Here is a 6,161-nt window from a genome sequence, read left to right as displayed (position 1 = left end):
AAGTGTATAAAGTTACTTAACTATACTTAGTGATTGAATGAGCATAAGCCTTGGAAAAAACTTTGTGATTTACTGAACGTGGGATTCGAGTGTGAGTATTTTGAATGATTGATTTCTTTGTTTGAACGTTGAGCGATCGCTTTTCTCAAAGATGTTTAACGGCGCGGTTGAGCGGCTCCAAACAACCTCCTCTATGCACCAAGATCTTTCGGCAGTCCGCTCCAAGCGAATTGTTAGCCCTTTCGCTGCTTGACTCTATTGCCTTGTCTACAACCCTGAGGCTGCAAGCCGTCCTTCAACTGGCTCATACTCATCTTCTAACAACCAAGTTTGAGCTTCGTCATAGGTTGCGCTGCTGAAAACAACTTTATAATTCTCGGCTGGATCATGCACACGACAACTTCCTGCTGGATCACCTAGCAACAGTAGGATATAAGGAGGAGACAGCATCGGATCTATCCAGACTTCAACAAAGTTCCATTCACTCTTAACTGGGTCGAGTGCGGGGGATGACATGGTATCGATTTTCTGCATCAATTTTCACCTCTCCATAGAATAACGGGGTACTGGAGCCATCTTCAGGGCTGATTCGATAACCGATTGATTCAGCAAAAAATAAGCCATAGCGCTCATATCCTCGAATTACCCCTGTAAACTCTCCTCTCTCAATGATGGCTTGAGCAACCTTCTCCATTGTGGCTTCATTATTGAAGACATGAGCAGATCTACCTCGCCTCAGCAAACGCTGCATCTGGGGGGTACCTGGTAAATGCTTACCAGTGTGCCTGGAATCCAGAAAAATCTCACGGTTGATACTACTCATTAATACTTAGGGGGATTCAGACTATACCAAGACTATTTCATATCCAGGGATTTTCGTAGATTGTACGTCTCAGCGCCCTCGCTGCAAAAAATGCCATTTTTTCCAGTTCACCCTCCTTACCCTCTGAACCTTCTAACAAACACTCGTCATCCCGGGGATCATCAACATGCACCCACCTGTTCCGATATTGACGAAGTGTATGGAGATCTTTCGCCAGTTCAGGGTCCAAGGAGGCTTTTTCGATCAAATCTATCAGCCGTTCTCTAGATTTCTCTCCATACTCAGACCGTAAGTAGGTTTCTATGCCAGAGACAGATGTAAGGATAGACGCCAAATAGGCACCACTAGCAAAGGCAATGTCATCTTCTCGCACAATGAAGCTGCACCACTCCGACAGAATAACGCCACCTTTTAGTAATTCTTCATCAAGTGCTACTAGATAAGCCCAACGTTCTTCTTCAGTCATATTTTTCAAGGGCTAACTATTTATTATACCGAACGTTTCCATGCAATCCCCTCCCACAAGGTATTTATACCGAACTATTCCGCTTAATCCCCCAAATAAGAGTATTATACTGAATCTTTCCCTATAAACTACCTTTTTAAGTAGATTATAGGGAACAAGTCCGTATAAACCCCCTATTTGGTTGGTTAAACAGAATTTTCCTTGAATTAAATCCAATCTCGTTTTTTGGTCGTCTTAGTAAATAGATGCAATTCGAGTTATCTCGGAAAAACATTTTGCCATACAACCATTAAGAAGCAATCATGTTCAAAAATAGCAAATTTTTACTCAGTCTACTGTGCTTAAGCAGCCTGGTTTTGACCGTATCATGCAGCACCACAAAATCAGACAATATTTCCCAAAATCAAGCCACACCATCGACTACAGAAGTTGCTCAAGCTGACCCTTGTGCGGGTAAAAAAGACCCCTGTGCTGGGAAATTAACCTCTGTGGGGGGACCTCTAGCCAAAGAACTTCAGGGTAAACCAGTTTTAGTAGATGTATATGCTACCTGGTGTCCTGGTTGTAAAAATATTGCTCCCACCTTGTCGCAATTGAAACAAGAATATTCCGGTAAGGTGAATTTTGTAGTCTTGGATGTCACCGATAAAGCCAAGGTTCAAGAGACACAAGCCCAAGCTGAAAAATTGGGTTTAGGTAAATTCCTGGAGGACAACAAGAGTAAAACCAGTACAGTAGCTATTGTTGACCCGGCAACTGGCAATATTTTAACGGTGTTTAAAAATAATCCTAACAAAGCTGATTACACCAAAATACTTGATGTTGCAATAGCCAAAAATTAATCTTTACCTCTTCATCACGGAGAATTTTATGAAACCAATACCCCAATCCTCCCCAGAGCGAATCCCTTCCCGACGGTTTCCCATCTCGAAAAAATGGCTAGTCTATGTTGGATTGGGACTACTATCACTAATTCTAGTTCTCACACTAGGACCTGTAATTAGTCATCCCATCGAACAGGTAGTTTCCATTGTGGAAAACCGCTACCAACAATGGTTTGATAAACAGGATACCGCAAATCCCTTTGTCTTGCTACCATTGGCTTTTGCAGGTGGTGCGATCGCGTCTGTGTCTCCTTGTATTCTCGCACTTTTACCTGTCAATCTCAGCTATATCGGTACACTGAATATCAAATCCCGTTGGGATGCTTTTATTAAAGCTGGTTTGTTTGTGTTGGGTGCGGTGACAATTTTAAGTTTATTTGGCTTGGTGTCTTCCTTTGCAGGAACTGTAATGGTGGAGTACCGAGGCTATATCAATATAGTAGTGGGCTTAATTATGGCTGTGATGGGTCTGTGGTTGATGGGTGTGGTAAATATACCTTTACCACAGATGAACGTCAATCTTCCCCAAGCTGGACCCTATGGAGTCGGTTTAACCTTTGCATTGGTGAGTTCTCCCTGTGCGAGTCCGGTGTTGTTTGCGGTGTTAGCATCAGCAGCAGCTACGGGTTCGCAGGTATTGGGTACGCTGACAATGGTTAGTTATGCGCTTGGTTATACCCTATTAATTTTTCTGGCAAGTTTATTTACAGGATTGGCTAAACAAAGTCGTAATTTATTGAATCATTCCGAGGGAATTATTCGTTTTGGTAGTGTCGCACTGATTTTAACTGGGGTGTATTACCTGTTTACGGGGACTCAGTGGTTTTTTGGAAGTTAGAAGATTTCATCTTAATTTCATTTATACTTGTCAATATTAGTAATAGCTCAGTATATCCAGCAATTCTCATTTTAAGGTTTCATGACATTGAAACCCTTACAGTCATAGGGTTTTACAATTCTTAACGAATCTGGGGAGCGCTGAAATGGTGCAAAATCGTTTCAAAATGAGAATTGCTGTATTTTATCCTCTTTCTCTCCCTTATCCACTACAGACGCACCCAATAAATTCGGTTGTTTATCCAAATACACCTCCATCTCGTAACTCAACCCATTTATATCCCCATCTCCAACCGTCACTAAATCCTGACGCATTCGACGAGATGACCAAAAACTACCCGCAGCAAAAGCCGCACTAACTATCCCGACTCCCCCAACTCCTAATAACCACAAGGGTATTGGTAAGTTGTTAGTTTTCACTGGAGTAATTTCCACATGAGAATGTTCACTTTCTTCTTTTTTACTTCCACCTCGTAAAGATTGTGCGTAAAGTTGCGAAGCACGTTGAGTCACAACTACATCACCATCGAACAAACCACTCTTGATTTCCACCATATTGTCGGAAGTTTGACCTAAAGTTACTTCCGTCGATTGGAAAGTATTACTATTTTGGATGTAGATTATCTTTTTCCCATTGGCATCAACCACCGCAGAACTAGGGATTGCGATCGCAGATGCTGATGTTTTGTCTGTTAATACCTCAAGTTCTGCAAACATCCCTGGTTTAAGTTGCCCGTTTGCGTTGTCCACTTCCGCTTGTACTGGAATTACTCGTGTTTCCCCCTGTACCGATGTCGCAACACGGGAGATTCTGCCAGAAAAATTCCGCTCTGGTAAACTAGCAACTTGCAAATTGACTCTTTGACCAACTTTTACTCGATCTAAATCCTTTTCATAAATGTTAGCTGTGGCGAAAACTCGACTATCATTAGTAATCGTCATTAACTTGCCACCTGCATCGTTAAAAGTCTGACCTAGTGTTACTTCTCGATCTGTAACTTTGCCAGAAATCGGGGCAGTCACCGTTACCAAACCCTTAGAATTAGGGGTATTCCCGATTTGTTGTAGTCTGGTATTATAGATAATATCACTAAGGCGTAATCTTTCCTGTGCTACTTGGAAGGCTGATTGAGCGCGTTTCATTTGCGCTTCGGCTTCGATTACATCCCGTCTGTTATTAGCTGAAACCAACTTTGCTTTTGCTTCTGCCAGTTGGGTTTGCGATTCTAAAGCATTACGACGAGGTAAAGCACCCTCGGAAGCTAATTGCGTATCTTTACTGTATTTTTCCTGAGCAAATGATACCTGACTTTGGGCTTGGACGATTTCCGCATTCGCTATCTGCACATATCGTTGATAATTTTGTTGAGCTAACTTTAAGTCAGTTTGTGCTTGTTGTCGAGATGCGATCGCGTCTGCACGTTTTTCTTGAGATTCAACACGCAATGTTACCAAATCAGGACTTGTGACAACCGCAACGGGTTGACCTTTTCTGACTGTAGCACCTGGCTCTACTAACAATTCAACCACTTTTGCCCCTGTTATTGGGGTAGTGACTTCAACTTTTTGGCTGGGTAATGTTTCAATCTGCCCCGTAGTTTTGATCCCGACAGTAAGAAATTGCTTTTTTGCCTGTTCAGTTTTAATACCAAGTCGGTTAGCAGTTTCAGCATCAACTTGAACGGAACTTGGTGTTCCTGTTGTATCACCTACACTTTTAAATTCGTCTCCATGACCAGCATGAGCCAATACTGCGGTGGTTGATGTTAGTAACAGAAAGCTGACGATAGCAGAAGAAACATGACCAAGTGATTTTATTTGGTTTTTGGTATGGTGAGGCTTTTGCATCATCCAGAGATTCCTTTGTAAACAGGGAATTTAAATCGTCACAGCGTTAAAAAACTTAACTGCCTATTTTACAGTTTGTCATGCGAGGATGAAATCTGGATGAAATTTGGATAATGGCTAATTTTATACATAGTAACCCGGATTTCTCACAAGTGAGAAAAAAATGCTTGGATTAGCTAAATTAAAGATGATTTAATTAATACATCATCAAAATACCTCCAGAACGTGGGCAACTCCAAGTAAAGACCAAACCAATCAAAGATACATACAATACATTAAAAGTAATGAATACTGAAAACACCAACTTCTAGTAATAAAAATTGACATGCCAATTCATGGGTTTAAATCAAGTAAAATAACCCTAAAAACCAGCTATTAAAAATCAAAATCAGCCATTACTTATTAAGAAATTTACTGGTTCAACTACTCTCTATAAACACTGGCTTGGCTTGAAATATACAGATGGCATCAAATACTTAGCTGATGAAACAAGTAGCTATTGGCTATTGGATGCAATTTTCTCACATGAAACTAAACAATTTCTCTCCAATCCTAACTTAAGAGAATTTCAAATCTGGCATTTACGAGTTGAAAATAATTCCGGTGTTTTGATTTGTGAGTGGGATACAAACAAACAATTTGCAATTCGTAATTCGCAATTCGCAGTTTAATTACGAATTGCGAATTGCGAACTGTTTCCATGATTCCCAGTGAATATTAAGCTGCATCAAATCTGTAAATAGTGTGAGAAAAATTATGGTACAAGCAATTAGCAGTGAGCAAACATTCGTTACAAATCTCGAACAATTTGTGAGCAAAGCTGACAAATTTATCAAAACATACTACTCAGGTATCAGCGAAGAAAATCAAGTTCGAGAGATTGTGCAAGAACTACAAAATTTGATATCGGATACGGACTTACAGCAGTTGGAAGTAGATTACGAATATCACTGCGACATTAAAGATTTAATGGCAGATTGCGATAATTATACCTGGTTTTAACTCACTTCCTTCGTAAGGAGGAAGGAGTTAGAAGGAAGAAGGGAAATTACTTTATACCTTCTACTAAATGTGGGTAAATCCCAATTCCAGGCTTCTTTCTTCTTCCCTCTTCCTTTGTTTTAAGAAGGCTAACGCCAATAGGAAAATGAATGATTTAAGAGGTATTTGAATTATGGCTGCACGTAAATCATCAATAACAACTTTTCAGGCAATAGATAATTCCGTTTTAGGCGAATATTCTGTTAGCGATTATTCAGAGCGAGTCTATACCAAAGTATACTATTCCATACGTTCTCTGTGT

8 protein-coding genes are annotated in these 6,161 nt (G+C 40.5%); 4 read left to right on the top strand and 4 right to left on the bottom strand.

All coding sequences use genetic code 11. The annotated features are described in order from the left end of the window. Window positions 1-267 precede the first annotated feature (267 nt). From CK510_RS24590 to CK510_RS24580, 3 genes are read right to left on the bottom strand one after another with little or no spacing between them, the layout of a single operon-like run. Window positions 268-534 (bottom strand): hypothetical protein, encoded by a 267-nt coding sequence (locus tag CK510_RS24590; RefSeq protein ID WP_095724179.1) that lies wholly within the window; start codon window positions 532-534, stop codon window positions 268-270. After that, window positions 488-823, bottom strand: a complete 336-nt coding sequence (locus tag CK510_RS24585; RefSeq protein ID WP_095724178.1) for a DUF6972 family protein — start codon at window positions 821-823, stop codon at window positions 488-490. Before CK510_RS24585 ends, CK510_RS24590 begins: the two co-directional genes overlap by 47 nt. Before the next feature lie 37 nt (window positions 824-860). Next, a complete protein-coding gene (locus CK510_RS24580) occupies window positions 861-1,289 on the bottom strand; it encodes a hypothetical protein (protein WP_095724177.1) in 429 nt (142 codons plus the stop codon). Window positions 1,290-1,591: 302 nt separating this feature from the next. Between CK510_RS24580 and CK510_RS24575 the strand changes: the two genes are divergently transcribed. Both CK510_RS24575 and CK510_RS24570 read left to right on the top strand, forming a co-directional pair. After that, window positions 1,592-2,131, top strand: coding sequence for a TlpA family protein disulfide reductase (locus tag CK510_RS24575; RefSeq protein ID WP_095724176.1), 540 nt, complete (start codon window positions 1,592-1,594; stop codon window positions 2,129-2,131). Between the two features lie 28 nt (window positions 2,132-2,159). Beyond that, window positions 2,160-3,011 carry a cytochrome c biogenesis CcdA family protein gene (locus tag CK510_RS24570; protein ID WP_095724175.1) on the top strand — a complete coding sequence of 284 codons (852 nt, stop codon included), beginning with the start codon at window positions 2,160-2,162 and terminating at the stop codon, window positions 3,009-3,011. A 161-nt stretch (window positions 3,012-3,172) separates the two neighbouring features. On the opposite strand, the gene CK510_RS24565 is transcribed toward CK510_RS24570, so the two are convergent. After that, window positions 3,173-4,858, bottom strand: coding sequence for an efflux RND transporter periplasmic adaptor subunit (locus CK510_RS24565; RefSeq protein WP_095724180.1), 1,686 nt, complete (start codon window positions 4,856-4,858; stop codon window positions 3,173-3,175). A 449-nt stretch (window positions 4,859-5,307) separates the two neighbouring features. On the opposite strand from CK510_RS24565, the gene CK510_RS24560 reads away from it, so the two are divergent. Together CK510_RS24560 and CK510_RS24555 are read left to right on the top strand one after the other, a co-directional pair. Continuing rightward, complete coding sequence (locus CK510_RS24560; protein WP_245912416.1) at window positions 5,308-5,529, top strand: DUF6876 family protein; 222 nt, start codon at window positions 5,308-5,310, stop codon at window positions 5,527-5,529. A gap of 85 nt (window positions 5,530-5,614) precedes the next feature. Next, complete coding sequence (locus tag CK510_RS24555) at window positions 5,615-5,860, top strand: Pb-reticulocyte-binding protein (RefSeq protein WP_095724174.1); 246 nt, start codon at window positions 5,615-5,617, stop codon at window positions 5,858-5,860. Window positions 5,861-6,161: the final 301 nt, after the last annotated feature.

The sequence above is a fragment of the Brunnivagina elsteri CCALA 953 genome (genome assembly GCF_002289455.1).
GTDB classification, from domain to species: Bacteria; Cyanobacteriota; Cyanobacteriia; order Cyanobacteriales; family Nostocaceae; genus Brunnivagina; species Brunnivagina elsteri.
The sequence above is the reverse complement of the archived record's forward strand: the minus strand, read 5'-3'. Positions and strand labels throughout refer to the sequence as shown.

What these genes read in the sequence shown, in the direction of transcription:
- CK510_RS24590 (WP_095724179.1), bottom strand. Translation starts at nt 534, where the DNA reads ATGCAGAAAATCGATACCATGTCATCCCCCGCACTCGACCCAGTTAAG.
- CK510_RS24585 (WP_095724178.1), bottom strand. Translation starts at nt 823, where the DNA reads ATGAGTAGTATCAACCGTGAGATTTTTCTGGATTCCAGGCACACTGGT.
- CK510_RS24580 (WP_095724177.1), bottom strand. Translation starts at nt 1,289, where the DNA reads ATGACTGAAGAAGAACGTTGGGCTTATCTAGTAGCACTTGATGAAGAA.
- CK510_RS24575 (WP_095724176.1), top strand. Translation starts at nt 1,592, where the DNA reads ATGTTCAAAAATAGCAAATTTTTACTCAGTCTACTGTGCTTAAGCAGC.
- CK510_RS24570 (WP_095724175.1), top strand. Translation starts at nt 2,160, where the DNA reads ATGAAACCAATACCCCAATCCTCCCCAGAGCGAATCCCTTCCCGACGG.
- CK510_RS24565 (WP_095724180.1), bottom strand. Translation starts at nt 4,858, where the DNA reads ATGCAAAAGCCTCACCATACCAAAAACCAAATAAAATCACTTGGTCAT.
- CK510_RS24555 (WP_095724174.1), top strand. Translation starts at nt 5,615, where the DNA reads ATGGTACAAGCAATTAGCAGTGAGCAAACATTCGTTACAAATCTCGAA.